At 57.2% G+C, this 985-nt stretch carries 1 tRNA gene; it reads left to right on the top strand.

The window, feature by feature from the left end:
• Positions 1-109: 109 nt before the first annotated feature.
• A tRNA-His gene (locus C7C56_RS02155) sits at positions 110-185 on the top strand.
• The last annotated feature ends 800 nt before the right edge of the window (positions 186-985 follow it).

Raw genomic sequence — 985 nt, 5'->3', positions numbered from 1 at the left:
TTTTGAATTGAGAACTGCTGGTTTTGAGCATTTAAATTTGCCAGTTGGCCCAGATGTTTGTATAATCGCGCTCTGCCTCGGAAGCCTCGGGTCAAAACGTAGTTCAGTGGTGGCTGTAGCTCAGTTGGTAGAGTCCAGGATTGTGATTCCTGTTGTCGTGGGTTCGAGCCCCATCAGCCACCCCAAAGAATATGTGGCAAATCAAAGACTTACACGCTTCGGCTTGTAGGTCTTTTTTGTTTTCAGCCTCACCAGTCCGTCCATGTAACCTCTGCGTAACCCGATTCGCTAAATACTTGCGACCCTATTGTCTGGTCGTCGCTGACCAGCGCGGTCAACGCTTGCTGGGCACGTTCTGTGCGGCGCTTGGGCTCGCACGGCAGGTGCGCGGCAACAAGACTCACAAGCCTCATCCATTTGAATGTATGGACCTCGGCCCGGCGCACGTGCTTGTTGCACTCCGCTGATTTGGAGAACGATTCATTCAGAGTATTGAGGGCAATTTTTTGCTTCCCTCCGCTCGGCAGCCTTACCAGCGTGTCTACCGTCCCATCGGGCGCGACCACGCAGGAGGTAATGTCTTCTCCGTCAACGTCGCGGCCACGGTCACCACATCGAGTTTGAAGGCGTGGATGGTCCCTGTCTCGCCGCCCTTGAACTCCGCCACACGCTAGTCTCGGCGGCTGTCGGTCTTGTTGACTTCAATCGCGCCGTCGAGCGCAGCGTATAAGCTAGAATGGCCCCGCAGTCCCTTTGAGGCGTCCTTGCCTGTGTGGCGGACAAGCAGCACAAGGCCGGTCAGGATGCAAATGCTTAGCAACGTTGCGTGGTCAAGCGCAGGGAAGCGAGTACAGGCTTCCAGTTGTGCAGGCTCCGCGCCGTGCCGGGTCGTCCCAGCCTTGTGCAAGCGTCATTGGCCTGACGGCCAAGCCCTACCGGGCCCGCCCCTACCGGCGAACTTCCCCGAGGCGAAGTTCGCTGCTAT

Origin of the sequence: Massilia glaciei (genome assembly GCF_003011895.2) — a bacterium.
GTDB classification, from domain to species: domain Bacteria; phylum Pseudomonadota; class Gammaproteobacteria; order Burkholderiales; family Burkholderiaceae_D; genus Telluria_A; species Telluria_A glaciei.
Note: the sequence above shows the minus strand (reverse complement) of the source record. Positions and strands in the feature narration are given on the sequence as shown.